Genomic DNA, 24,106 nt, shown 5'->3' on the forward strand with positions numbered 1-24,106 from the left:
GACAAATTTCTCATCGCCGTTGCGCGATGGCAGGGGTTGCTCCTGGGTTCTGTCCGCGCCACGACGCATCGAGCCAACGATTTCGATGCTGGCGGATGGTGTGCCATCCGGCTTCCCCGTAACATCGATGGGTGCGCCGCCCTCCTCGGCCGCGGCCTCTCGCAGCCACGCGGCCCCGCCTGCTCACCGCCCTGCTCGCCGTCACCGTCCTGACCGGCACCACCGCCGCCTCGTGCGGCGACGACAAGCCGAACGTCACCCTCGCCTCGGCCGCCAAGAACGCCGTCGCCGAGGTCATCGACGCCCCGGCGACCGTGACCGCCCGGGCCGCCGCCACCCTCACCGCGCCCGCCGACGGCACCCTGGCCAGCCTGCGCGTCCAACCCGGACAGCGGGTCAAGCGCGGCCAGGTCCTTGCCGTGGTCGACTCGCCGTCGGCCCGGCAGCGGCTCCGTCAGGCCAAGGAGGCGTTGACCGCCGCGAAGCGGGCCGGCCGGGGCGTCGGCGCCGGCGACCTGTCCGGCAGCCGGCGCGGCACCGACAAGGCCGCCGACGAGGCGTTCGACGCGGCCCGGGACGCCGCCGACAAGATCGCCGACAAGCAGCTCAGGGACGCGCTGCTGGCCCAGGTGACCGCCGCCCAGAAGCAGTACGCCGCCGCCGCGCGCAGCGCCGACCGGGCGGTCCGTTCGGTGCAGCGGGGCGTCGCCGGGCTGAACTCCGCCGTGGGCGCGCTGTCGTCGGCGCAACGGCTCCAAGCCCAGCAGGCGTACGACCTGGCGAAGGCGACCGTCGACGCGTTGACCCTGCGCGCCCCGATCGGGGGTGTGGTGCAGCCCGGTGGCACCCCGAGCGGTGGCGGCACCGATCTGGCCGCGCTGCTCGGCGGCGGTCAGCTCCCTGCGGACCTCGGCCCGTCGGCGCCCACCGGGTCCCGGGCCGGCCCGCCGCCGGGGGTGGACGACGCCATCGGTGTCGGTGGCCGCGTCACCGCCGGCGCAGCGGTGCTGACCATCGTCGACACCGGGGCGCTCGGCCTGGCCGCCGAGGTCGACGAGACGGACGTGCTGCTGGTCCGGCCCGGGTTGACCGCCACGGTCGAGCTGGACGCGGTCACCGGCGCGACGTACGAGGCCACCGTCCGCTCGGTCGACGTGCTCCCCACCAGCTCCGCCCGGGGCGGGGTGACCTACCGGGTCCGCCTCGCCCTCGGGGCCGGGAAGCTGGGCGAGGGGGAGGCCGCGCCGACGCCCCGCCCAGGCATGAACGCCATCGTCCACCTCCAGGTACGCCAGGCCGCCGACGCGGTCACCGTGCCCGCCTCGGCGGTCTTCTCCGCCGACGGCCGGGACGCGGTCTGGGTGGTCCGCGACGGGAAGGCGGACCGGGCCACGGTGACCGTCGGCGTGCAGGGGCCCGACCTGGTGCAGATCCTCGACGGGGTGCAGGCCGGCGACCGGGTGGTGGTGCGCGGCGCCGACCGGGTCACCGACGGCCAGGAAGTCCGGTGAGCCCGGCGCCGGCGATCGAGGCGGTCGACGTCTCCCGGACCTACGAGCTCGACGGCGTCTCGGTACCCGCCCTGCGCGGGGTGTCGCTGACCGTCCAGCCGGGCGACTACGTGGCGCTGGTCGGGCCGTCCGGCTCCGGCAAGTCCACCCTGATGCATCTGCTCGGCGGGCTCGACCGGCCGACCGGCGGCCGGCTGGTGATCGGCGGCCGGGACGTCGGCAGCCTCTCCGCGCCGGAGCTGGCGACCTTGCGCAACGAGACCATCGGCTTCGTCTTCCAGGCGTTCCACCTGCTGCCGCGCACCTCGGCGGTGGACAACGTGGCGCTGCCGCTGGTCTACCGGGGTCTGGGCGCCCGGCAGCGGCGGGAGCGGGCCGCGGCGATGCTGGGCCGGGTCGGCCTGGGGCACCGGCTGGACCACCGCCCCAACCAGATGTCCGGCGGTGAGCAGCAGCGGGTGGCGATCGCCCGGGCACTGGTGACCGACCCGACGGTGCTGCTCGCCGACGAGCCGACCGGCAACCTGGACAGCGCCACCGGTCAGGCCGTGCTGGCGCTGCTGGAGCAGCTCAACGCCGAGTCGGGGGTGGCCCTGGTGATGGTGACCCACGACCGGGAGGTGGCCGCCCGGGCCCGCCGGCAGATCGCCATGCGCGACGGGGTGGTGGAGTCCGACAGCGCCGCCGAACCCCTGGTCACGGCCGCGCCCACGGTGCCGGCGAAGGGTGCGCCGCGGCCGGTGGCGGCGGAGTCGCCCGCGACCGCGGCGGGCCATGATCGACCGCTGTCCGGCCCCGACGGGCGACCTGAGACACTGAGGGCCGCTCCCAGCGCGGAGCCCCGGTCCGCGTCCGGAAGCGGCCCGGGGTACCCGCCCGGTGGCTCCGGTGGGCCCGCCGGAGCCACCGGGCGCCTTCCGCGCGGCGCGGCCGGCCGTACCCCCGATGGTGCCGGCGACGGCTCCACCGCCGAGCGGACCGGGCCCACGGCGGACGCCGGGGGTGACCGGTGAGGGTCGCGGAGGCGTGGCGGGTGGCCCTGGACGCGCTGCGGGCCAACCGGATGCGCAGCGCGCTGACCATGCTCGGCGTGATCATCGGGGTGGCCTCGGTGGTGCTGCTGGTCGCCATCGGCACCGGTACGAAGCAGAAGGTCGAGCAGCAGGTCGAGGGGCTCGGCTCCAACCTGCTGCTGGTGGTGCCCGGCAAGATCGAGGTGGGTACCGCGCCGGTGGTGTCGCCGCTGACCCTGAAGGACGTCGACGCGGTCTCCCGGGTGGTCGGCGACCCGAGCCGGGTGGCGGTGACCGTCGCCTCGGGCGCGACCGCCCGCGCCGGCAACCGGTCCGACTTCACCACCGTGCAGGGGGTGCTGGAGACCACCCCGACCGTCTTCACCCGGTCGCTCGCCCGGGGCCGCTACCTCACCGGGGCCGACGTGGACACCAGCCGGCGGGTCGCGGTGCTCGGCGACTCGGTGGCCCGCGCGCTCTTCCCCGACCGGGACCCGCTCGGCCAGCAGGTGACGCTCGCCGGGGTCCGGTTCCGGGTGATCGGCGTCTTCACCCCGTTGGGCCAGAGCCTCGGCGTCGACCGGGACGACGAGGTGCACGTGCCGGTCACCGCCGCGCAGCGGCTCTGGGGCACCCAACGGGTGGACGGCATCGCGGTGAAGGCGCCGGACCGGGAGCGGATCGACGAACTGGGCGCCCGGATCGTGGCCGAGCTGGGCCGGCGGCACCCGGACACCGAGTTCAGCGCGGTCACCCAGCAGCAGATCCTCGGCGTGCTCGGCGACATCCTCGGCGTCCTCACCGGCGTGCTGGCCGCCATCGCCGGCATCTCGCTGCTGGTCGGCGGGGTCGGCGTCTCCAACATCATGCTCGTCTCGGTCCGGGAACGGACCCGGGAGATCGGCCTGCGCAAGGCGGTCGGCGCCCGGCCCCGGGACATCGGGGTGCAGTTCCTGCTGGAGGCGGTGCTGCTCACCGCCATCGGCGGGCTCACCGGCATGGCGCTCGGCGTCGGCGCCGCGCTGCTGGTGGACGCCTTCTCACCGATCCCGGCCGCGATCACGTGGTGGTCGCTGGCGTTGGCATTCGGCGTCTCCGCCGCGGTGGGCATCGTCTTCGGCGTGGTTCCCGCCCAACGCGCCGGGCGCCTAGACCCCGTCACCGCCCTCCGCGCCGAGTGACCCCCGGGCCCCACTTTCGTTGATCAGGAAGTCGGGTCGGGACCCGGGCCCGCCGCGTGCCACCGCAAGGGTGTCCGTCGCAGGTCTCGACAATGGGACGGGGGGCGCAGGCGGGGAGAAAACGCCTGGTCACGGTCGGGTGATCGCGGGCTCAGGCATGATCAGTTGTACGAAGGGATCGCGCCGGTAACAGCCGCCCCGCTACCGTACTGGTAACACGCGCGTTGCCGCCCCGGACGCACACTTCGGTCGCTCGGCACGCGCCGGGCATGGGATGGGTCGGGTGAGCCATGGCCGGGTCGCAGTCCGACGGTCGGCTGTCGGATGTCAAGTTCCTCACCGTCGCCGAGGTGGCGGCGGTGATGCGGGTCTCCAAGATGACGGTCTACCGCCTGGTGCACAGCGGTGAGCTCACCGCGGTCCGGGTCGGCCGCTCGTTCCGGGTTCCCGAGCACGCGGTGCACGACTATCTCCGGGGCGCGTTCCAGGAGACCGCCTGACCCGTCGACTGCGACGTAACGGGCATCGACGGGGCCGCGTTGGTCCTGCTGACGCTCTCCGGCTACCCTGGAGCCGACCGTGACCGCACGCCGGTGCGCCCCGACGACGCCACCAGGCTGGTCCGGTCCGTTGTCCGCACGCGGTCGCCGGCACCACCGAGGTGGTGCCACCCGTCCGCCCCGCACGTTGCATCGAAAGGCTGTCGTATGGGCTCGGTGGTCAAGAAGCGCCGCAAGCGCATGGCTAAGAAGAAGCACCGCAAGCTGCTGCGCAAGACCCGCGTCCAGCGTCGCCGTCTCGGCAAGTGACCGATGCCGGGCTGCGGCCCGGCATCCGGCACCACTTGCCAACTGTCGACCCTCGGAGGCTCAGGTGATCAGGCCGTGGACGTCCCGGCTCGATCCCGCCTGCCGGTCAAGGCGTGCGAGATGACCCCCGGTGGCACCGCTGGTGCTCCGGGGGTCGTCGTCGTGACCGGGGTCGGTCGCTACCTCGGCGCGCACGTCGCCGCCCGGCTCGCCGCCGACCCGCGGATCGAACGGGTGATCGGGGTCGACCCGGCCACCCCCGGGCCCGAGTTCACCGACCTGCTCGACCGGGTGGAGCGGATCCGGCTCGACCTGGGCTCGCTCGGCGGCCTCCTCGCCGACCTCGACGTCGACGCCGTGGTGCACCTGGCGCTGGTCAGCGCCCCCGATTCGCAGCACGGCGGCCGGGCGGCGATGAAGGAACAGAACGTCATCGGCACCATGCAACTGCTCGCCGCCTGCCAGCGGGCACCCAGGCTGCGCAAGCTGGTGGTCCGCTCCTCCACCGCCGCGTACGGCGCGTCCTTCCGCGACCCGGCGGTCTTCACCGAGGAGACCGAGCCGCGCGAGGTGCCGCGCGGCGGTTTCGGCCGCGACATCCTCGACATCGAGGGGTACGTCCGCGGGTTCCGTCGCCGTCGCCCCGACGTCACCGCCACCGTGCTGCGCTTCGCGCCGTTCATCGGCTCCACCGCCGACACCACGCTCACCCGCTACTTCTCCCAGCCGGTGGTGCCCACCGTCTTCGGCCGCGACCCCCGGTTGCAGTTCGTGCACTTCGACGACGCCCTGGAGGTGCTGCACCGGTCCATCGCCGAGGAGCACCCGGGGACCTACAACGTCGCCGGCCCCGGCGTCCTCTCGCTCTCCCAGGCCATCCGTCGGGCCGGCCGGGTGGCGATGCCGGTGCTGGAGCCGGGGCTCTCCGGCGCCGCCGCGATCGCCCGCAACCTCGGCTTCGGCCGCTACGGCCTCGACCAGGTCGACCTCTTCGTGCACGGCCGGGTGGTCGACACCAGCCGGCTGGAGCGGGAGTACGGATTCACCCCGCGCTCCACCGCCGCCGCCTTCGACGACTTCATCCGCGCCCACCGAGGCGGAGTGGTGCTGCACCGCAACCAGTTGGCCGCGGCCGAGCAGCTGGTGCTGGAGCGCATCCGGCAGGTCCGCTCGGCCGTACGGGAGCGGTCGTGACCGGCCCGGACGAGCGCCGCGAGGGCGCCGGGGCCGACGGCCGGTACGACGTACCGCTGACCGCGGCCGCTCCGGAGTCGGAGCCGGCGCGGCGCAACGGGCACCGGCGCCCCACGGCGGCCGTCGCCCCCGACCGGACCCGGCTCGACCCGGCCAGCTCCGGCGAGCCGGACCTCTCCGCGACCGACGAGCCGATCGCCGAGCCGTCCCCGCGGCCCGACCCGGCGAACGGGACCGCTGCCACGGGCGGAGCGGACCCGGCGAACGGGACCGGCCCGGCGGCCCGGCGGCCGGCGGTGCCGGACCGGCACGACCACTGGGACCAGAAGGTCGCCGCCGGGCTGGCGTTCCTGCGCCGGCGCCTCTCCGGCGACTACGAGGTGGACGAGTTCGGGTTCGACCCGGACCTGACCGGGTCGGTATTCCACCCGCTGCTGCGGCTGCTCTACCGGGACTGGTTCCGCACCGAGGTCACCGGCCTGGAACATGTGCCGGCCGACGGGCCGGGCCTCGTGGTGGGCAACCACTCCGGCACCGTGGCGCTGGACGCGCTGATCCTCTCCACCGCACTGCACGACCAGCACCCGGCGCAGCGCTACCTGCGGTTGCTCGGCGCCGACCTGGTCTTCCGGATGCCGGTGGTCTCCGAGATCGCCCGCAAGACCGGCGGCACGGTCGCCTGCAACCCGGACGCGGAGCGGCTGCTCGGCAACGGTGAGCTGGTCGGCGTCTTCCCCGAGGGGTTCAAGGGCATCGGCAAGCTCTACGCCGACCGCTACAAGCTGCAACGCTTCGGCCGGGGTGGGTTCGTCTCGGCGGCGCTGCGCACCGGCACCCCGATCGTGCCCGTCGCCATCGTGGGCGGCGAGGAGATCTATCCGATGCTGGCCGACATCAAGCCCCTGGCCCGGCTGCTCAAGCTGCCGTACTTCCCGGTCACCCCGACGTTCCCGTGGCTCGGGCCGCTGGGCATGGTGCCGCTGCCGAGCAAGTGGCTGATCGAGTTCTGCCCGCCGATCCCGACGGCGCACCTGACCGACTCCGCCGACGACCCGCTGGTCGTGTTCAACCTCGCCGACCAGGTCCGGGAGACCATCCAGCAGACCCTGCACAAGCTCCTGGAACGCCGCCCCGACCCGTTCGGCCCCTGAGGCCGGTGCGCCTCGGCGCCCCATTCGTCCCGACGGGCCCCGGGCGGGCACGGCGCACCCCTACGATGACCCCGGTCGATGACCGGACGGGGGAGACACATGGGGACGCACTGGGCGACGGCGCGGCGGGTCGCGGCGGCCCTGCTCGGACTGATGATGGTGGCATTGATCGCCCCCGCCCCCGCCCAGGCCGCGGAGTATCCCGGCGGGCGGCGCATCTACAGCGTCGCCCTCGGCTCCGTGCCGGCCAACGGCGACCCGGCGACGGGTCCGGTCTGGGTCCGGTTGGCCATGTACTACTTCTACGCCGACGGCACCATCCGCGAGAGCTTCTGGTACTGGAACCACGCCACGGCGGTCGGTGACGCCCGTACCGGCTACCGGACGACGGGGTGCGCGGGGCACGACTGCGAGGTGCGGACGGCGAAGAACTTCGAGCCGACCGCGGCGGCCAAGACCCTCTACGGCACCTGGACCACGTCCGGGGACACCACGACCATCTCCTGGAGCGAGGGATCCGTGGAGACCTGGCGGGCCAGCGATCCGGTCAGCGACCTCACCCGGCTCGACCTCGTCGGCTCCAACTACGGGGTCACCGAGGGCTGGGGCTTCGGCAGTCTCGCGCCGAACGACACGTACACGCCGATCAGCAGCGTGCCGTTGAAGCAGTACCGGGGCGAGTACGCGGCCTACAACAACGTCCGCGGCTACGCCGGGCCCAGCCAGATGGACCTGCAGCTCTTCTCCCGGTGCAGCGCGAACTGTCTCAGCCGCCTGAGCGAGCCGACCACCGCGTGCTCGGCGTGCCCGACCGGGGCGTCCTCCTCACCGGTCCGTTACTACCTGGCCGGCTCCGGCCGGCGGAACTTCTACGAGCACTGGTGCACCTGCCTGACCAGCGCCGCCTGCTACACCGGCGGCTCACACCGCAAGCCGCAACTCCAGGTGATCGGCGACAACGGCACGTTCCACGGCTGGATCGGTGTCGAGGCGTCCAACTTCACCGCGAACACCGGCTACTTCGCGGTGCACTACCACCTCGACTTCTGACCGTCGCGCCTCAGCCGCTCCATTCGGCCCGTCATCGAACCGTCTGTTGATCCGTACGCAGGGGAGTCCAGTCATGTGTGACAGGTGGAGGGCGGTCCGGCGGTCGTTGGCGGCCGTGCTGGTCGCGGTGACCATGGCGACTTTCGTCGCGCCCACGCCGGCACAGGCGGTGGACTATCCGGGCGGGCGGCGCATCTACACCGTCGCGCTCGGCGCGATCCCACCGGCGGGCGAGCAGGCCGGCGGCCCGGTCTGGGTGCGCCTCGCCATGTACTACTTCTTCGGCGACGGCACCGTCACCGAGGGCTTCTGGTACTGGAACCGCGCCACCGCCGTCGGCGCCTCCGGCACGGGTATCCGCACCACCGGCTGCCCCAACCACGACTGCGAGGTGCGCACGGCCACCGGGTTCCAGCCCGGCGCGGGCAACAGGAGCCTCTCCGGGACCTACACCACCTCGGGTGACACCGTCACCATCTCCTGGAGCGAGGGCTCCCGGGAGACCTGGCGGGTGGGCGCGGCGGGAACCAACCTCGCCAGGATGGACTTCGTGAGTTCCAACTACGGGGTCACCGTGGGTTGGGGCTTCGGCAGTTCCGCGTCCAACAACGCCTACGTGCCGGTGGGGGACATCCCCAAGGTGATGTATTCGGGTGAGTACGCCGGCTACAGCGGGTCGACCGGGGTGCGCGGCTCCAGCAACATGCACATCAACCTCTTCTCCCGGTGCGGCGCCACCTGCCTGAGCCTGCTCGGCCAGCCGACCACCGCGTGCTCGGCGTGCGGCGGCGGGGCGACCTCCGCGCCGATCCGGTACTACCTGGCGGGAGCCGGCCGGCGTAACTTCTACGAGCACTGGTGCACCTGCCTGACCAGCGCCGCCTGCTACACCGGCGGGTCACACCGCAAGCCGTACCTGCAGGTGATCGGTGACGACGGCAGCTTCCAGGGCTGGGTCGGCGTCGAGGCGTCGAACTTCACCGCCAATACCGGCTACTGGGCGGTGAACTACCACGTCGCCGGCTGACCCGGCCGGTCAGACGGCGCGGCGACGGCGGTGCAGCGCCAGGCCCGCGCTGACCGCGCCGGCCAGCAGCCCGGCCGCCGCGGTCGACGGTACGGCGATCTTGACCGCCCGCCGCCCGGTGCGGAAGTCCCGCACCTCCCAGCCCCGCTGGCGGGCCTGCCGCAGCAGCGTGCCGTCCGGGTTGATCGCCACCGCCCGCCCGACCGCGGAGAGCATCGGCAGGTCGTTGGCGGAGTCGCTGTAGGCCGCGCAGCGGGACAGGTCCAGCCCCTCCACCGCGGCGAGCTGACCGACCGCCTCCGCCTTCGCCGGGCCGTGCATCAGGTCACCGACCAGCCGCCCGGTGTACGCGCCGTCGACCACCTCGGCGACCGTGCCGACCGCGCCGGTGAGGCCGAGCCGGGTGGCGATCACCCGGCCGATCTCCACCGGGGCGGCGCTGACCAGCCAGACCCGCTCACCGGCGTCGAGGTGCCGCTGGGCCAGCCGTCGGGTCCCGGCCCAGATCCGGGGGGCCATCAGCTCGTCGAAGATCTCCTCGGCGAGGCGCTCCACGTCGTCCACCCGCCAGCCCTCGACGAAGGCGAGAGCGGCCTTCTTGGCCTGCGACATGTCCCCGGCGTGCTCGGTGGCCAGCAGCCGGAACCGGGCCTGCTGCCAGGCGAACCGGGCCAGGTCCCCGGTGGTGAAGTACTTCCGGGCCGCCAGGCCGCGGGCGAACCAGTAGATCGACGCGCCCTGCATCATCGTGTTGTCCACGTCGAAGAAGGCGGCGGCGGTGGGATCGGGGCACGGTGGCGCCGGCGTCTCCAGCTCGGCGTCCGCCCACCCGGCGGTGTGCCCGTGGGCGTCGGTGCTGACCGTGACCTTACGGCTGCCGGTCATGCCACTTCCCCTCGTCCGAACCGTGACGTCTGCACCGCCGAGCCTAGCCGGACGCCGGAGAACGGCGGTCGGGCGAAGGGTGAACTGTGGCGTGCGCAGCTCCGCCGACCGGTCGGCTCAGCGGTCGGCGGGGCAGCTGTCCGGCGCCGGACCGAGGGCGTCGCTGGCCGCCGGAGCCGGCAGTTCGCAGGCGATGGCGGCCCGCAGCGCGTCGGAGCGCTCGCGGATCGTGTCCAGCAGGGTGAGGGAGCGCCGGGTGCGGTCCCGCTCGGCGCGGCTGGCCCCGTCGAGCAGCCCGGTGACCGCCCGCCGCTGCCCTGCGACGAAGGTGTTGACGGCGTCCAGCCCGGCCGGGTCCGACCGCTGCGCCGCGGTCGTGGTCAGCAGCCGTACGCCCTGCCGGGTGTCGGCGTCCATGTCGTCGAGCACGGCGCTGTAGCCGGCCAGGTCACCGTGCAGGGTGGCGGCCTCGTCGAGCCGGGTGCGGGCGAAGTCGAGGAAGAGCTGCCCCCGGCTGAGGTCGGAGCTGGCCAGGGCGAGCTGGGCCCGCTCGGTGGAGCGCTTCATGCCGTACAGCGCGTCGCCGGGGACCGCGTCCTCGCTGGCGGCGGAGATCCCCGACAGCGCCACGGCGCCGGCGGCGATCCCGACCAGGATCGCGCCCCGGGCGCGGACCTGGCGCGCGGTGACCGCGCCGAGCAGCGAACCCCGGGAGGTGGCGGTGGCCGGCGTGGTGCCGGTCGCCGCGCCGGCGTTGGCGCCGACCCCCTCCCGCTCCGCGGTGGCCACCAGCATCGCGCGGAGCCCGGTGCGGAACTCCGGGTCCACGTCGACGTCCGGGCGTTCGGTGACGAGCCGCCGCCCCACCGCCACGAGGGCGGTGAGCTGGTCGTCGGCGCGGGACCGGACATGGTGCCGCCGGCCGCCGTTGGCCTCGTCGAGAAGCTGGGCGAAGCGTGCGGCCCGCCGACGGGAGAAGAGGTCGCTGTCCACCGCAGGCACCCCCTCTCGCTGGTCACGGCCGGTCGGCCGCGGTGGTTCCCAGCGACCGGCGGCGGCGTACGCCGACGGGCGGAGTGCGTGGCCGGCGCTGTACCGGACCGGGTGGGTCCGGCGGCGCCGGGACAACCACCGGTCGCACCCGGAAAAACGGTCCGCGAGGGGCCGGGGTTACGGGGCGGCCGGCAGCGAAATCACGATGCGTGATCGTCGTCGCCGGGCGCTCAGGGTTGGAAACCGTCCGGGAGCAGGCGGGCCAGGGCGCGCACGGCACGGTACTGGAGCGCCTTGATGGCGCCCTCGTTCTTGCCCATCGCCCGGGCCGTCTCGGCCACCGAGAAGCCCTGGAGGAAGCGGAGCACGATGCACTCCTGCTGTTCCGGGTTGAGCTGCTTGACGGCGGTGAGCAGCGCGACGTTGGTGATGTGCTCCACCACCGCCGCCTCCGGGCTGCCCTCCGGGCCGCGGTCCTCCCGGTCGGCGTCGAGCACGTCGCCGGTGGTCACCTCCAGCCGGTAACGGCCGGACTTGAAGTGGTCGGCGACCAGGTTGCGGGCGATGGTGACCAGCCAGGCGCCCAGGTCGCGGCCCTGCCAGGTGAAGCTGCCGATCCGCTTGAGCGCGCGGAGGAAGGTGTCCGAGGTGAGGTCCTCGGCGAGCTGCCGGTTGCCCACCCGGAAGTAGACGAAGCGGAAGACGGTGTCGACGTACCGGTCGTAGATCAGGCCGAACGCCTCGGACTCGCCGGCCTGCGCCCGCTCCACCAGCCCCCAGACCTCGGTGGCCGGGTCGGACGGGTCGGGCCGGCTGGGAAACCCGGTGGCGGGTGTCGTGGCGGCCGGCACGGCGGGGATCACGGCGGTGTCACCCGCCGGCACCGCCGGCAGCACCGCGGTCTCGGGGCCGGACGAGTCGGCCACCGCGGGCGGCTCGCCGACCCGCCGGCTCTGCGCCGGCATGCTGGGCCGGGCGGGGGACACCACCCGGCCGCCGTTCGGCTTGGCGTTGCCGCCCGGTACGACCTGCCGGGCCGGTGCCTCGTTGTGTCGGTTGCGCAGGCGCCGGGACGCGCCGTCGGCGCGGCTGCGGGTGTCGTCGGAGCGGACCGGCTCCAGGCGTTCGTTCGGCGACGTCCGGGGTGTCGGGCCGGTGAGGCCGTTCAGGCCGGCGGGTCGTTCCGCGTAGCCGAAGGTGGTCACCGTGCCTCCCCGGTGCGCGCGGCCGGACGCGCCCGGTGGCGACGGGACGCCGTGGCGGCGTCCGGTCGGCCCCGGGCGGGCAGGGCCTTACAGGGGTGTGCCGACGGGCGGCAGATCCCCTTGAGGTGCTGGTCCAATGCGCTCACAGGCACGGGGGCCTCCTCGGGCTGAGGGGTGTCGACTCACGGCAAATCGGGTGAGCCGACCCGAGTGATGATAGGGCCAACGTCACCCGCGCGTGGCAAGTCCGTTACACAGGGCCAAAGTATTTCCCCCTGGGTCGCACGAACGGCGGACCGGTTGTCCGTCGTGTGCGGTTGACTTTCACGTCGTGGCTTGATCCGGAGTGGAAAGTCCTGGTGGGAGCCGTCGCCACCGGCTCCCCGGCGGGTCGCGGGCCGGACGACTCCGGCCGCGTGGCGGATGCCCCGGGGACCCGGCGGGACGGGTCCGGTCGGCCGTGCGGCCCACCCGTGGTGACCGGGTGTCGGCGGGGCATGGCCGGGCGGGGTGCCGCTGTGCCAGACTCAGCCACCGTGCAGGACCCCGCCGACAGCCCCGCGCCGAACCTCGCCGACCGACTCAGCCGAGCGGCGGTCGCCCACGGCGACCGCCCCGCGCTGCACCACCGCGATCGCACCGTCACCTGGTCCGAACTCGACGCCGCGGTGACCGCCACCGCCGCCGCCCTCGCCGCGGAGGCACCCGCCGCGACCGACGGGCACCCGCCCCGGGTGGCGATCGCGCTGCCCAACTCGCCGGACTTCGTGGTGGCCTACCTGGCCGTGCTGCGGGCCGGGCTGGTCGCGGTGCCGGTCAACCCGGGCTTCACCGCCCGGGAGCTGCGCCACGTGCTCGCCGACTCGGGCGCGACGGTGCTGCTCTGCACCGGGGCGGTCCGCGACCGGGTCGCCGGGTTCGCCGCCGAGCTGCCGGCCCTGGCGGCCGTGCACACCGAACTGCCCACGGGCGGGCCGGCGGCGCCGCCGGCCCCGGCGCGCGGCGGCGAGGACCTGGCGGTGCTGCTCTACACCTCGGGCACCGAGGGCTGGCCCAAGGGGGCGATGCTCCCGCACCGGGCGCTCGCCGCCAACCACGACCAGCTCGACCGGATCACCCCGCCGGTGGTCGGGCCGGACGACACCGTGCTGCTCGCCCTGCCGCTGTTCCACGCGTACGGGTTGAACTCGGGGCTGGGCGCGGTGGTCCACCACGGCGCCTCCGGGGTGCTCGTCGACGACCTCGGCGACACCGGCGCGCTCGACGTGATCGCCCGGCACCGGGTCAGCGTGCTGGTCGGCGTACCGTCGATGTTCCTGGCCTGGGCCGGCGCGGACGCCGACACGGTCGCCGCGGCCACCGCCTCGGTGCGGGTCGCGGTCTGCGGCGCCGCGCCGCTGGACCCGGCCACCGCGGCCCGCTTCACCGAGGCCACCGGACACCGGGTGCACGTCGGGTACGGGCTGACCGAGACCGCCCCGGTGCTCACCTCGACCCTGGTCGGTGGGGAGCCGAAGCCCGGCTCGGTCGGCCGGCCGCTGCCCGGCGTCGAGCTCCGCCTGGTCGGGCCGGACGGGGTCGACCTGTGGCGGGACGGCGCGACGGCGCCGGAGGACGACGGGGACGACCCCTTCCTGGTCGACCCGTCGCCCGGCACCGACCCCGGCCAGGTCGTGGTCCGCGGGGCCAACCTCTTCGCCGGCTACTGGCCGGACGGCCGGGGCGGCCCCGACGCCGACGGCTGGTGGGCCACCGGGGACGTGGCCTACGCCGACGACGAGGGTGACCTGTTCCTGGTCGACCGGCTCGGCGAGCTGATCCTGGTCAACGGCTTCAACGTCTACCCGCACGAGGTCGAACTGGTGCTCGACGGGCACCCGGGGGTCGTCGGCTCGGCCGTCCTCGGTGTGCCGCACCCCCGGACGGGGGAGACTGTCCGGGCGTACGTGGTGCCGGCGCCGGGGCGTCCGGTCAGCGGCGAGGAGCTGCTCGCCCACTGCGCGCGCAACCTGGCCCGGTTCAAGTGCCCGACCGACGTGGAGTTCGTCGACGAGCTGCCGTACTCCGCGATCGGCAAGGTACGCAAGACCCAGCTGCGGCCGGCGCCGCCCGCCCGCTCTACGGAGGTGCCCGATGTCCACTGACGCCCGGCTCGCCCTGATCACCCGGCCCGGCTGCCACCTCTGCGACGAGGCCAAGGCGGCGCTGGACCGGGTGGTGGCGGTCACCGGTGACCGGTGGGTGGAGAAGGACGTGACCGGCGACGTCGAGCTGGAGCGCGAGTACGGCGACCGGCTGCCGGTGGTGCTCCTCGACGGCCGGGAGCACGGCTACTGGCGGGTGGAGGAGGAGCGGCTGCTGCGGGACCTGACCACCCCACAGCTCTGAGCCGGCCTTATGGTGCTGCGATGACCCCTGCGCGCCACCACCTGGTGTGGGACTGGAACGGCACCCTGCTCAACGACCTCGACCTGGTGGTGGAGGCGACCAATATCGCCTTCGCCAGCGTCGGCGGGCCGTCGGTCACCACCGACGAGCACCGGGTCCGGTTCCGCCGGCCGATCGCCGACTACTACGCCGAGATGCTGGGGCGGGCGGTCGACGCCGAGGCGTTCGGCGAGCTGGACCGGATCTTCCACGAGGCGTACCGGAGCCGGCTGACCACCTGCGCGCTGGCCGACGACGCGACCGCGGCCATCGCGGCCTGGCCGGGCAGCCAGTCGCTGCTCTCGATGTGGTTCCACGACGAGCTGGTGCCGACCGTGCACACCTACGGGCTGACCCCGCACTTCAGCCGGGTCGACGGGCTGCGCGCCACGGTCGGCGGGGGCTTCAAGGCGGAGTGGCTGGAGAAGCACCTCGCCGAGCTGGGGCTCGACGGTCGCCAGGTGGTGCTGATCGGCGACTCGCTCGACGACGCGCACGCCGCCGAGAGCGTCGGCGCGAGCTGCGTCCTCTACACCGGCGGCCTGTCGGACCCGGCCCGCCTCCGCGCCAGCACCCACCCCACCGCCGACACCCTCACCCAGGCGGTAACCCTGGCCACCACCCTCCCGTAACCTCCCCCCGCCTCCCGCCCCGCCCCCGCCCCCAGGCGCTTCCGGCGTCGATCATGAAGTTGCCGGCGATGTGGATCTCCCTGGCGCCGTCAACTTCATGATCGACGGGGAGAGGGAGGGGAGAGGGAGGGGAGGGGGAGGAGTGGGGGTCAGGCGCGGAGGTGGGCCAGGACGGCGCGGACGCGGCGGTGCTGGTCGGCGTCGGGGGGCAGGCCGAGCTTGGTGAAGATGTTGCCGACGTGCTTCTCGACCGCGCCGTCGGAGACCACCAGGGTCCGGGCGATGGCGGTGTTCGAGCGCCCCTCGGCCATCAGCGCCAGCACCTCGCGCTCGCGCGGGGTCAGCTCCCGCAGCGGGTCGTCCCGGCGGCGGCGGACCAGCAACTGGCCGACCACCTCCGGGTCGAGCACCGTGCCGCCGCCGGCCACCCGGGCCAGCGCGTCCAGGAACTCGTCGATCGCGGCCACCCGGTCCTTGAGCAGGTAGCCGATCCCGCCGCCGCCGGCCTCGCCGGTGCTCGCCAGCAGGTCGTCGGCGTACGACACCTCGACGTACTGGGAGAGCACCAGGACCGGGGTGCGCGGCACCAGCCGGCGCGCCTCCACCGCCGCCCGCAGCCCCTCGTCGGTGTGCGACGGCGGCATCCGCACGTCCACCACCGAGACGTCCGGCCGGTGCGTCACCACCGCCTCGACCAGCGCGTCGCCGTCCCCGACGGCGGCCACCACCTGATGCCCCGACTCGGTCAGCAGCCGGACCAGCCCCTCCCGGAGCAGCACGGCGTCGTCCGCGATCACCACCCGCATGGTCCGGTTTTCTACCACGTCGTCCGACCTCACAGCGGCAGCGTGGCGCTGATCACGGTCGGGCCGCCGACCGGGCTGACCACGTCGAGCGTGCCGCCGGCGGCCCGGGCCCGGTCGGCGATGCCGGCCAGGCCGTGCCCCTTGGCCAGGTGCGCGCCGCCCACGCCGTCGTCGGACACGACGATGGCCAGCTGCCCGCCGGCCCGGGTCACCTCCACCCGGCAGGTGCTCGCGCCGCTGTGCTTGGCCACGTTGGTGAGCGCCTCGGCGACCACGAAGTACGCGGTGTTCTCCACCGCCGGGTCCAGCCGCCCGGCGGGCGTGCCGAGGTCCGGGTCGGTCACCAGCTCGACCGGGGCCAGGGCGCGGCCGGCGAGGGCGGCCAGCGCGCTGGGCAGGCCGCGGTCCACCAGGATCGGCGGGGCGATGCCCCGGGACAGGGCCCGCAGCTCGGCGAGGGCCTCCCGGGTCTGGGCGACCGCCTCGTCCAGGGTCCGGCCGGCCGCGTCCGGGTCGGTCGCCAGCTGCTGCCGGGCCCGGCTCAGGTCCATCGCGAGGCGGACCAGGCGCTGCTGGGGGCCGTCGTGGATGTCGCGTTCGAGCCGGCGCAGGGCGACCGCCTCGGCCGACGCGGCGGCCCGCTTCTGCTCCTCCAGCGTCGTGATCCGGTGCCGCATCTCGGCCACCCCGGTCAGCAGCGTCCGGGCGAAGCCGGCCTGGAGCAGGGCGCAGCCACGGGCCACCAGAGGCAGGGTGAACAGGGCGAACAGCCCGAGCGCGGTGTTCAGGGCGATCCGCGCGACGGAGCTGTCACCCATCCCGAGGAGCTGACTGAGGTCCTGGTCGTCGGGGCCGTGCGGGATGGCCCAGTCGTACGCCCAGTAGAGCGCGCCGGTCACCGCGACGGCCCACCAGACCAGCGTCAGCGCGAAGGTGACCAGGGACACGACCAGCTTGGAGATGCCGTGGGCCAGGTCGAGCCAGGACTGCGCGTCGCGCATCGGCACGAAGACCCGCCGCCAGAGCTTCGCCCCGGGCTCCGGCGTCCGGTACGCCGGCCGGACCCGGGGCTGGCGCAGCACCGCCGGCAGGCGCAGCCGCTCGATGTCGGCCAGGCCGCGGGCGGCGTAGAGGGTGCCGGCGAGGATCGGCAGGCCGACCGTGGTGACCAGCAGCCCGACGCTCAGTGCGAGCCCCACCACCAGGAGCACGAAGCTGACCAGCGCCAGTGGCAGGCCGAGCAGCACGTAGCCGGAGTCGCGCAGGAGCTGGCCGGCGACGCCGCGGGCGGGCGCCGGGGCGGGCAGGGTCGCCACGGGGAGAGCGGTCATGCCGTCGAGGCTAGGTGCGGGGCCGGCACCGGCCCATCCCGTTCGCCGGCCTTCCGGGGGTGGGGTTCTCCCTACCCGGAGCGTGAGGCTCGCCTCGGAGCGAGCGATGACACAGCGCAACCGGGCGCGTGCGATTGGTCAGAGAAGTCGGGATTGAGCAATAATCGCCGTGCGGCGTCGCGCGGGCGCGGTCTATCGATCTTGCGGAATGGAGGGCCTGGTGAAGGGGCGTCGCGAGCCGGCAAGATCGCGATTTGTGCACGTCTTCACAAGCGCCTACTCTGTAGTTCCGACGCGCCCTGCTAGCACAGCCGGCAATCTCGGTCGCCAGCGGGAGTCCCGATACGGCCGGTCGCCGGCCGAGGATCGCACCGCACGGAGTCTCATGAGTCAGCACCGTCACCCTGGCGCGCCCGGCCGCGCCGGTGCCGTACCGGCGCTCCCGGACCTTCCGGAGGCGACCGTCGCGCGGCTCCCCGAGTACCTCCGCGCTCTGCACAACCTCGCCGAGGCCGGGCACGAGACGGTCTCCAGCGAGGGGCTGTCCAGCGCCGCGGGGGTCAACTCGGCCAAGCTCCGCAAGGACCTCTCCCACCTCGGCTCGTACGGCACCCGGGGCGTCGGCTACGACGTCGCGCTGCTGATCGACCAGATCGAGTCGGTGCTCGGGCTCACCCACTGCCGCTCGGTCGCGCTGGTCGGAGTGGGTAATCTCGGTCACGCCCTGGCCGGCTACGACGGCTTCGCCAGCCGGGGTTTCCGGATCGCCGCCCTCTTCGACGCCGATCGCGCCCGGGTCGGCGAGGTCATCAACGACCTGGTCGTACGGCACGTCGACGAGCTGCCCCGGGTCGCCGCCGAGGAGTCGATCGCGATCGGCGTCATCGCCACCCCCGCCCCGGCCGCCCAGCGGGTCGCCGACCAGCTCGTCGCCGTCGGCGTGACCAGCATCCTGAACTTCGCGCCGTGCGTACTCTCGGTGCCGGAGGGGGTCGACGTGCGCAAGGTCGACCTCGCCATCGAGTTGCAGATCCTGTCCTTCCACGAGCACCGTAAGGCGTCGCTGACCGCGCTCCCCGCCGCCGGGGCAGCGCTCACCGCCCTGCCCGGCGGGCTCGCGGCCACCGACACCCAGGAGGCGATCGGCACGTGAAACTGCTCGTCGTCGGCGCGTCCTACCGCACCGCTCCGGTCGCCACGCTGGAGCAGCTGGCGGTCGCTCCCGCCGATCTCACCCGCACCCTGGACCGCCTCGTCGCCCAGCCGTACGTCGCCGAGGCGGTGCTGGTCTCCACCTGCAACCGGGTGGAGGTCTACGCCGCCGTGTCCGGTTTCCACGGCGGACTCGGCGACATCTGCGCCGTCCTGGCCGAGCAGGCCGGTTCCCCGCCCGCCGCGCTCGCCAACCACCTCTACGTGCACTACGACGCCGCCGCGGTCGACCACGTCTTCCGGGTCGCCACCGGGCTGGACTCCATGGTGGTCGGCGAGGCGCAGATCCTCGGCCAGCTGCGGGACTCGTACCACTGGGCCAGCGGCGCCGACACCGCCGGCCGGCTGCTGCACGAGCTGATGCAGCAGGCGCTGCGGGTCGGCAAGCGGGCGCACGCCGAGACCAACATCGACCGGGCCGGGCAGAGCGTGGTCACCGCCGCGCTGGACCTGGCCGCCGACCACCTCGAGGGCGACCTCGCCGGCCGGCCGGCGATGGTGGTCGGGGCGGGCGCGATGGGCTCGCTGGGCGTGGCGACGCTCTCCCGGCTGGGCGCCGGCCCGATCACCGTCACCAACCGGGGCGCCGACCGGGCGGTGCGGCTGGCCGAGTCGTACGGCGCGAACGCCGTCCCGATGGCCGATCTCGTCACCGCGCTCTCCACAGTGGACATCGTAGTGGCCGCCACCGCGTCCACCGAAGCGGTCCTCACCCTCGACGTGGTGACCCGGGCGCTCGCCGCCCGCGACGCCGAGCGGGGCCCGCTGGTCCTGCTCGACCTGGCCGTGCCGCGCGACGTCGCGCCCGGCGTGGCCGACCTGCCCGGCGTCGAGGTGATCGACATCGACCGGATGGCCACGCTGCTCGCCACCGGCGAGGCCGCCGCCGACGCCGCCGAGGTGACCCGGATCGTCACCGGCGAGGTCGAGGCGTTCCTGTCCTGGCTGCGCGGCGCCGACGTGGCGCCCACCGTGGCCGCCCTGCGCGGCCGGGCCGACGACGTGGTCACCGCCGAGCTGCGCCGGCTCGCCCAGCGCCGCCCCGACTTCAGCGACGACCAGCGCGCCGAGGTCGCCCGGACGGTGCACCGGGTGGTGCAGCGGCTGCTGCACCAGCCCACCGTGCGGGTCCGTCAGCTCGCCGCGGAGCCCGGCGGTGACCAGTACGCCGCCCTGCTGCGCGAGCTGTTCGACCTGGAGGTCCCGCAGACCTCCCCGGTGGACAGCGTTCCCGACGTCGTCGACAGCGACGGCGGCCGGCCGTCGTTCGGTGTCGCCGACGTACCGCCGTCGTTCGGCGTCGCCGACGTACCGCCCACCGGAGGTGAGCGATGAGCAAGCCCCTGCGCCTCGGTACCCGGGGCAGCGCCCTGGCGATGGCCCAGTCCGGCCAGATCGCCGAGGCCCTGACCGCGGCGACCGGCCGCGAGGTCGAACTGGTCGAGGTGGTCACCGCCGGTGACCGGTCGACCGCCCCCGTGCACCGGCTCGGCGTCGGCGTCTTCGTCTCCGCCCTGCGCGACGCGCTGGTCGCCGGCACCATCGACCTCGCGGTGCACTCGTACAAGGACCTGCCCACCGCCGCGGCGGCCGGGCTGCACATCGCGGCGGTGCCGCCCCGGCAGGACCCGCGCGACGCGCTGGTCGCCAAGGGCGGTCGCACCCTCGCCGAGCTGCCGCCGGGCGCGGTGGTGGGCACCGGCGCGCTGCGCCGCATGGCCCAGCTGCACGCGCTCGGACTCCAGCTGGAGGTCACCCCGATCCGGGGCAACGTCGACACCCGACTCAACCGGGTACTCGGCCCGGACGGCGACCTCGACGCGGTCGTCCTGGCCCGGGCCGGCCTGGCCCGCCTCGGCCGGACCGACGTGATCACCGAGACGCTCGACCCGATGCTGATGCTGCCCGCGCCCGCCCAGGGCGCGCTGGCGGTGGAGTGCCGGGCCGACGACCCCGAACTGGTCGAGCTGCTCGCCGTGCTCGACCACGCACCGTCCCGGGCCGCGGTCACCGCGGAACGGGCGTTGCTGGCCACCCTGGAGGCCGGATGCTCCGCCCCGGTCGCCGCCTACGCCGAGCTCGCCGAAGGCGACGCCGGTGATGAGATCTACCTGCGCGGGGCGGTGATCAGCCCGGACGGCACCCGAGACCTCCGGCTGTCCCGCACCGGAACGCCCGCCGACGCGGCGGAGATCGGCAAGGCACTCGCCGCCGAACTCCTCGAACTCGGCGCCGACTCGATCCTCGGCCACGAAGGACACACCGGCCCGGGGACCCAGCAATTTGGGAGCACAGAATGACCCGCACCCGTAAGCCCGTAGGCCGGATCGCGTTCGTCGGGGCCGGCCCCGGCGACCCGGGCCTGCTGACCCGCCGGGCGCACGACGCCCTGGTCGACGCCGACCAGGTGGTGTACGACCGGGGAGTCCCCGAGTCGCTGCTCGACGCCGTCCGCGCCCAGGCCAGGTCCGACGCCCAGTTCAGCCCGGCCGAGGGCGCCCCGGGTGACGTGGCCAAGGTGCTCATCTCCGCCGCCCGCTCCGGGCTGAACGCGGTGCACCTGGTCGCCGGTGACCCGTTCGGCCACGACTCGGTGGTCAAGGAGGTGCAGGCGGTGGCGCGTACCGCCGCGCACTTCGAGGTGGTGCCGGGCGTCGGCCAGGCCGAGGGCGTCGCCACCTACGCGGGCGTGCCGCTGCCGGGCGTCCGGACCGCCGCCGACGTCGAGGACGTCAGCACGCTGGACTTCGAGGCGCTCGCCGCGGCCGTCGGCCGGGGCTCGCTGGCCCTGGCCGTTGACGCCGGTGACCTGGCCGCCATCCGGGACGGCCTGCTGGCCGCCGGGGTCGACGGCGGCACCGGCGTCGGGGTGACCGGCGACGGCACCGGCGAGACGCAGTACACCACCACGTCGACCGTGGACTCCTTCGTCGCGGCGGCGCTCGGCTTCACCGGCCGGGTGGTGCTCACCATCGGTGAGGGCGTCGGCCAGCGCGACAAGCTGAGCTGGTGGGAGAACCGGCCGCTGTACGGCTGGAAGGTGCTCGTACCCCGGACCAAGGAGCAGGCCGGCGCGATGAGCGCCCGGCTGCGCGCGTACGGGGCGATCCCGTGCGAGGTGCCGACCATCGCGGTCGAGCCGCCGCGCACCCCGGCGCAGATGGAGCGGGCGGTCAAGGGCCTGGTCGACGGCCGGTACGCCTGGGTGATCTTCACCTCGGTCAACGCCGTCCGGGCGGTCTGGGAGAAGTTCGCCGAGCACGGCCTCGACGCCCGCCACTTCGGCGGCGTCAAGATCGCCTGCATCGGTGAGGCCACCGCCGACGCGGTCCGCGCCTTCGGCATCCAGCCGGAGCTGGTCCCCGCCGGTGAGCAGTCCTCCGAGGGCCTGCTGGCCGAGTTCTCGCCGCACGACGAGATCCTCGACCCGGTCGGCCGGGTGCTGCTGCCGCGCGCCGACATCGCCACCGAGACGCTCGCCGCCGGGCTCACCGAGCGCGGCTGGGAGGTCGACGACGTGACCGCGTACCGGACGGTCCGGGCGGCCCCGCCGCCCGCCGAGATCCGCGACGCGATCAAGTCGGGCGGGTTCGACGCGGTGCTCTTCACCTCGTCCTCCACGGTGCGAAACCTGGTCGGCATCGCCGGGAAGCCGCACGCGCGTACCGTTGTTGCAGTCATCGGGCCCAAGACGGCGGAGACCGCGACGGAGTTCGGCCTCCGGGTCGACGTCCAGCCGCCGCACGCCTCGGTCCCCGACCTGGTGGAGGCGCTCGCCGCCTACGCCGTCGAGCTGCGCGAGAAGCTCGCCGCCATGCCGGCGAAGCAGCGCCGCGGCTCGAAGGTGCAGGGGCCGACCGCCCTGAGGTTCCGCTGACAGGAGGCTCCCGTGTCGTACCCCGAGATCCGGCCCCGCCGGCTGCGTCGTAACGCGGCCGTGCGGCGGCTGGTCTCCGAGACCCGCGTCGACCCGGCCGAGCTGGTCGTGCCGATGTTCGTCAAGGAGGGGCTGACCGAACCACGGGCCATCGCGTCGCTCCCGGGGGTGCTCCAGCACTCCCGGGACTCGCTGCGCAAGGCCGCCGTCGAGGCGGTCCAGGCCGGCGTGGGCGGCATCATGCTCTTCGGGGTGCCGACGTCGCGCGACGCCACCGGCTCCGGCGGCATCGACCCGGACGGCATCCTCAACGTCGCCATCCGGGACGTCGTCTCCGAGGTGGGCGACGCCACCGTGGTGATGAGCGACCTCTGCCTGGACGAGTTCACCTCGCACGGGCACTGCGGGCTGCTCACCCCCGACGGCGGCGTGGACAACGACGCCACCCTCGCCGCGTACGCCGAGATGGCGGTGGCCCAGGCCGCCGCCGGGGTCGGCGTGGTCGGGCCGTCCGGGATGATGGACGGCCAGGTCGGCGTGGTCCGCCGGGCCCTCGACGCCGCCGGGCACCAGGACGTGGCGGTGCTGGCGTACGCCGTGAAGTACGCGTCCGCCTTCTACGGCCCGTTCCGCGACGCGGTGGAGTCGGCGCTGGACGGCGACCGGCGCACCTACCAGCAGGACCCGGCGAACCTGCGGGAGTCGCTGCGCGAGGTCGCGCTGGACATCGCCGAGGGCGCCGACATCGTGATGGTCAAGCCGGCGCTGCCGTATCTCGACGTGGTGTCGGCGGTCCGGGCCGCGGTGGACGTCCCGGTCGCCGCCTACCAGGTCTCCGGCGAGTACGCGATGGTCGAGGCGGCCGCCGCGAACGGCTGGATCGACCGGGAGCGGGTGATGTTGGAGACGCTCACCTCGATCCGGCGCGCGGGCGCGCAGATCATCCTCACCTACTGGGCCGTCGAGGCCGCCCAGCTGCTCCGCGACCGCTACTGAGCCGGTGGCGGCCGCTGCCGCCACCTCCCTCTCCCGCACGCTTTGCTCTGCTGCCGCCCACGCAACGGTGGAGCGCTTCCAGTGTTGCCGTCGGGACAGCAGAGCAAAGCGTGCGGACGGGGTGGCCGGGTGGCCGGGAGCCGGGTGGCCAGGTGGCCAGGTGGCCGGGTGGTCGGGGTTGCCCGGCCGGCGCGTCGGGCGCCACGGCAGCGGCACGGGTTTTCCACAGCTTTGTCCACAGGGATTGCCGGTGGTGGCGGGCGGCGGGCAGGGTGCCGGCATGGCCTCCGCGCTCGACCCGCCGCCCACCGGCCCCACCGTCGGCCAGTTCCCGATCGCCGGCCTGGTCCGCAGGGCCAGACGTCTCGCCGGCCTGGGGCAGCGGCAGATGGCCCGGTTCGCGAAGGTCGCCCCGTCGACGGTGGGCCGGGTGGAGACGGGGGAGATGACTCCCAGTCTCGCGGTGCTGGAACGGCTGCTCGGCGCGGCGGGCCTCTACCTCGCCGTGGTCGACCCGGACGGCCGGGTCATCCAGCCGATGGCGGACTGGGACGACACCCGCGACGGCGCGGGCCGGCGGTACCCCTCCCACCTGGACACCATCCTCGACCCCGAGCCGGGAGAGTGGTGGGGCGACATCTACGGCCTGGCCCGGCCCCCGGAGACCTTCCACCGCTGCCCGATCGACCGGGAGGCCCGCCGGCGCCGCAGCCAGTGGGAGGTGCGGGTGGCGCAGCACCGCCACCTGCCGCCGCCGAAGGACATGCGGGAGCGGTACTGAGACGGCCCGCCGCCCCGGGGAGAAC

At 74.3% G+C, this 24,106-nt stretch carries 23 protein-coding genes; 18 read left to right on the forward strand and 5 right to left on the reverse strand.

Annotated elements, in window-relative coordinates; all coding sequences use genetic code 11:
- Window positions 1–131: 131 nt before the first annotated feature.
- From AC5L3Z_RS00540 to AC5L3Z_RS00580, 9 genes are all read left to right on the forward strand, one after another.
- Window positions 132–1,511 carry an efflux RND transporter periplasmic adaptor subunit gene (locus tag AC5L3Z_RS00540; RefSeq protein WP_494838705.1) on the forward strand — a complete coding sequence of 460 codons (1,380 nt, stop codon included), beginning with the start codon at window positions 132–134 and terminating at the stop codon, window positions 1,509–1,511.
- Entirely contained in the window at window positions 1,508–2,524 is a 1,017-nt protein-coding gene (locus AC5L3Z_RS00545) for an ABC transporter ATP-binding protein (RefSeq protein WP_494838706.1), read from the forward strand. Before AC5L3Z_RS00540 ends, AC5L3Z_RS00545 begins: the two co-directional genes overlap by 4 nt.
- Window positions 2,521–3,705, forward strand: a complete 1,185-nt coding sequence (locus AC5L3Z_RS00550; RefSeq protein WP_494838708.1) for an ABC transporter permease — start codon at window positions 2,521–2,523, stop codon at window positions 3,703–3,705. The genes AC5L3Z_RS00545 and AC5L3Z_RS00550 overlap by 4 nt, the downstream gene beginning before the upstream one ends.
- Before the next feature lie 290 nt (window positions 3,706–3,995).
- Window positions 3,996–4,205, forward strand: a complete 210-nt coding sequence (locus AC5L3Z_RS00555; RefSeq protein ID WP_334525276.1) for a helix-turn-helix domain-containing protein — start codon at window positions 3,996–3,998, stop codon at window positions 4,203–4,205.
- Window positions 4,206–4,412: 207 nt separating this feature from the next.
- Window positions 4,413–4,514, forward strand: a complete 102-nt coding sequence (locus AC5L3Z_RS00560; protein WP_007465623.1) for a 30S ribosomal protein bS22 — start codon at window positions 4,413–4,415, stop codon at window positions 4,512–4,514.
- A 120-nt stretch (window positions 4,515–4,634) separates the two neighbouring features.
- Entirely contained in the window at window positions 4,635–5,708 is a 1,074-nt protein-coding gene (locus AC5L3Z_RS00565) for an NAD-dependent epimerase/dehydratase family protein (RefSeq protein WP_494838710.1), read from the forward strand.
- 296 nt (window positions 5,709–6,004) lie between these two features.
- Window positions 6,005–6,859 carry a lysophospholipid acyltransferase family protein gene (locus tag AC5L3Z_RS00570; protein ID WP_494839561.1) on the forward strand — a complete coding sequence of 285 codons (855 nt, stop codon included), beginning with the start codon at window positions 6,005–6,007 and terminating at the stop codon, window positions 6,857–6,859.
- A 99-nt stretch (window positions 6,860–6,958) separates the two neighbouring features.
- Window positions 6,959–7,909, forward strand: coding sequence for a hypothetical protein (locus AC5L3Z_RS00575; RefSeq protein ID WP_494838712.1), 951 nt, complete (start codon window positions 6,959–6,961; stop codon window positions 7,907–7,909).
- Between the two features lie 73 nt (window positions 7,910–7,982).
- Window positions 7,983–8,936 carry a hypothetical protein gene (locus AC5L3Z_RS00580; RefSeq protein ID WP_494838713.1) on the forward strand — a complete coding sequence of 318 codons (954 nt, stop codon included), beginning with the start codon at window positions 7,983–7,985 and terminating at the stop codon, window positions 8,934–8,936.
- Between the two features lie 9 nt (window positions 8,937–8,945).
- Here AC5L3Z_RS00580 and AC5L3Z_RS00585 read toward each other — a convergent pair whose 3' ends face one another.
- From AC5L3Z_RS00585 to AC5L3Z_RS00595, 3 genes are all read right to left on the reverse strand, one after another.
- A complete protein-coding gene (locus tag AC5L3Z_RS00585; RefSeq protein ID WP_494838715.1) occupies window positions 8,946–9,821 on the reverse strand; it encodes an HAD family hydrolase in 876 nt (291 codons plus the stop codon).
- A gap of 117 nt (window positions 9,822–9,938) precedes the next feature.
- The gene (locus AC5L3Z_RS00590) at window positions 9,939–10,814 is read right to left on the reverse strand and encodes a DUF5667 domain-containing protein (RefSeq protein WP_494838716.1); all 876 of its coding nucleotides are present in this window, start codon (window positions 10,812–10,814) and stop codon (window positions 9,939–9,941) included.
- Window positions 10,815–11,044: 230 nt separating this feature from the next.
- Window positions 11,045–12,019 carry an ECF subfamily RNA polymerase sigma factor, BldN family gene (locus AC5L3Z_RS00595; protein ID WP_494838718.1) on the reverse strand — a complete coding sequence of 325 codons (975 nt, stop codon included), beginning with the start codon at window positions 12,017–12,019 and terminating at the stop codon, window positions 11,045–11,047.
- A gap of 497 nt (window positions 12,020–12,516) precedes the next feature.
- Here AC5L3Z_RS00595 and AC5L3Z_RS00600 point away from each other — a divergent pair, with 497 nt between their 5' ends.
- Genes AC5L3Z_RS00600 through AC5L3Z_RS00610 form a run of 3 tightly spaced genes read left to right on the forward strand, consistent with a single transcriptional unit; the run spans window position 12,517 to window position 15,078 of the window.
- Window positions 12,517–14,163 (forward strand): AMP-binding protein, encoded by a 1,647-nt coding sequence (locus tag AC5L3Z_RS00600; protein ID WP_494838720.1) that lies wholly within the window; start codon window positions 12,517–12,519, stop codon window positions 14,161–14,163.
- Window positions 14,153–14,407 (forward strand): glutaredoxin family protein, encoded by a 255-nt coding sequence (locus AC5L3Z_RS00605; RefSeq protein WP_494838722.1) that lies wholly within the window; start codon window positions 14,153–14,155, stop codon window positions 14,405–14,407. Before AC5L3Z_RS00600 ends, AC5L3Z_RS00605 begins: the two co-directional genes overlap by 11 nt.
- Before the next feature lie 20 nt (window positions 14,408–14,427).
- Window positions 14,428–15,078 carry an HAD family hydrolase gene (locus AC5L3Z_RS00610; protein ID WP_494838723.1) on the forward strand — a complete coding sequence of 217 codons (651 nt, stop codon included), beginning with the start codon at window positions 14,428–14,430 and terminating at the stop codon, window positions 15,076–15,078.
- A gap of 149 nt (window positions 15,079–15,227) precedes the next feature.
- Here the strand turns inward: AC5L3Z_RS00610 and AC5L3Z_RS00615 are convergent, their stop codons facing one another.
- Together AC5L3Z_RS00615 and AC5L3Z_RS00620 are read right to left on the reverse strand one after the other, a co-directional pair.
- Window positions 15,228–15,884 carry a response regulator transcription factor gene (locus AC5L3Z_RS00615; RefSeq protein ID WP_334525249.1) on the reverse strand — a complete coding sequence of 219 codons (657 nt, stop codon included), beginning with the start codon at window positions 15,882–15,884 and terminating at the stop codon, window positions 15,228–15,230.
- A gap of 29 nt (window positions 15,885–15,913) precedes the next feature.
- The gene (locus AC5L3Z_RS00620; protein ID WP_494838725.1) at window positions 15,914–17,215 is read right to left on the reverse strand and encodes a sensor histidine kinase; all 1,302 of its coding nucleotides are present in this window, start codon (window positions 17,213–17,215) and stop codon (window positions 15,914–15,916) included.
- Between the two features lie 385 nt (window positions 17,216–17,600).
- Between AC5L3Z_RS00620 and AC5L3Z_RS00625 the strand changes: the two genes are divergently transcribed.
- The 6 genes from AC5L3Z_RS00625 (at window position 17,601) to AC5L3Z_RS00650 (ending at window position 24,081) form a co-directional block, all read left to right on the forward strand.
- Window positions 17,601–18,368: a redox-sensing transcriptional repressor Rex gene (locus tag AC5L3Z_RS00625; RefSeq protein WP_494838726.1), complete on the forward strand. Its 768-nt coding sequence runs from the start codon at window positions 17,601–17,603 to the stop codon at window positions 18,366–18,368.
- A complete protein-coding gene (locus AC5L3Z_RS00630) occupies window positions 18,365–19,762 on the forward strand; it encodes a glutamyl-tRNA reductase (RefSeq protein ID WP_494838728.1) in 1,398 nt (465 codons plus the stop codon). Before AC5L3Z_RS00625 ends, AC5L3Z_RS00630 begins: the two co-directional genes overlap by 4 nt.
- The gene (hemC, locus tag AC5L3Z_RS00635) at window positions 19,759–20,727 is read left to right on the forward strand and encodes a hydroxymethylbilane synthase (RefSeq protein WP_494838729.1); all 969 of its coding nucleotides are present in this window, start codon (window positions 19,759–19,761) and stop codon (window positions 20,725–20,727) included. The genes AC5L3Z_RS00630 and hemC overlap by 4 nt, the downstream gene beginning before the upstream one ends.
- Complete coding sequence (locus AC5L3Z_RS00640) at window positions 20,724–22,304, forward strand: bifunctional uroporphyrinogen-III C-methyltransferase/uroporphyrinogen-III synthase (RefSeq protein WP_334525235.1); 1,581 nt, start codon at window positions 20,724–20,726, stop codon at window positions 22,302–22,304. Before hemC ends, AC5L3Z_RS00640 begins: the two co-directional genes overlap by 4 nt.
- A gap of 12 nt (window positions 22,305–22,316) precedes the next feature.
- A complete protein-coding gene (gene hemB / locus AC5L3Z_RS00645) occupies window positions 22,317–23,300 on the forward strand; it encodes a porphobilinogen synthase (RefSeq protein ID WP_494838731.1) in 984 nt (327 codons plus the stop codon).
- Window positions 23,301–23,580: 280 nt separating this feature from the next.
- On the forward strand, window positions 23,581–24,081 hold the full coding sequence (locus tag AC5L3Z_RS00650; RefSeq protein WP_494838733.1) for a helix-turn-helix domain-containing protein: 501 nt from the start codon (window positions 23,581–23,583) through the stop codon (window positions 24,079–24,081).
- The last annotated feature ends 25 nt before the right edge of the window (window positions 24,082–24,106 follow it).

The organism is Micromonospora sp. LZ37, from assembly GCF_059359015.1.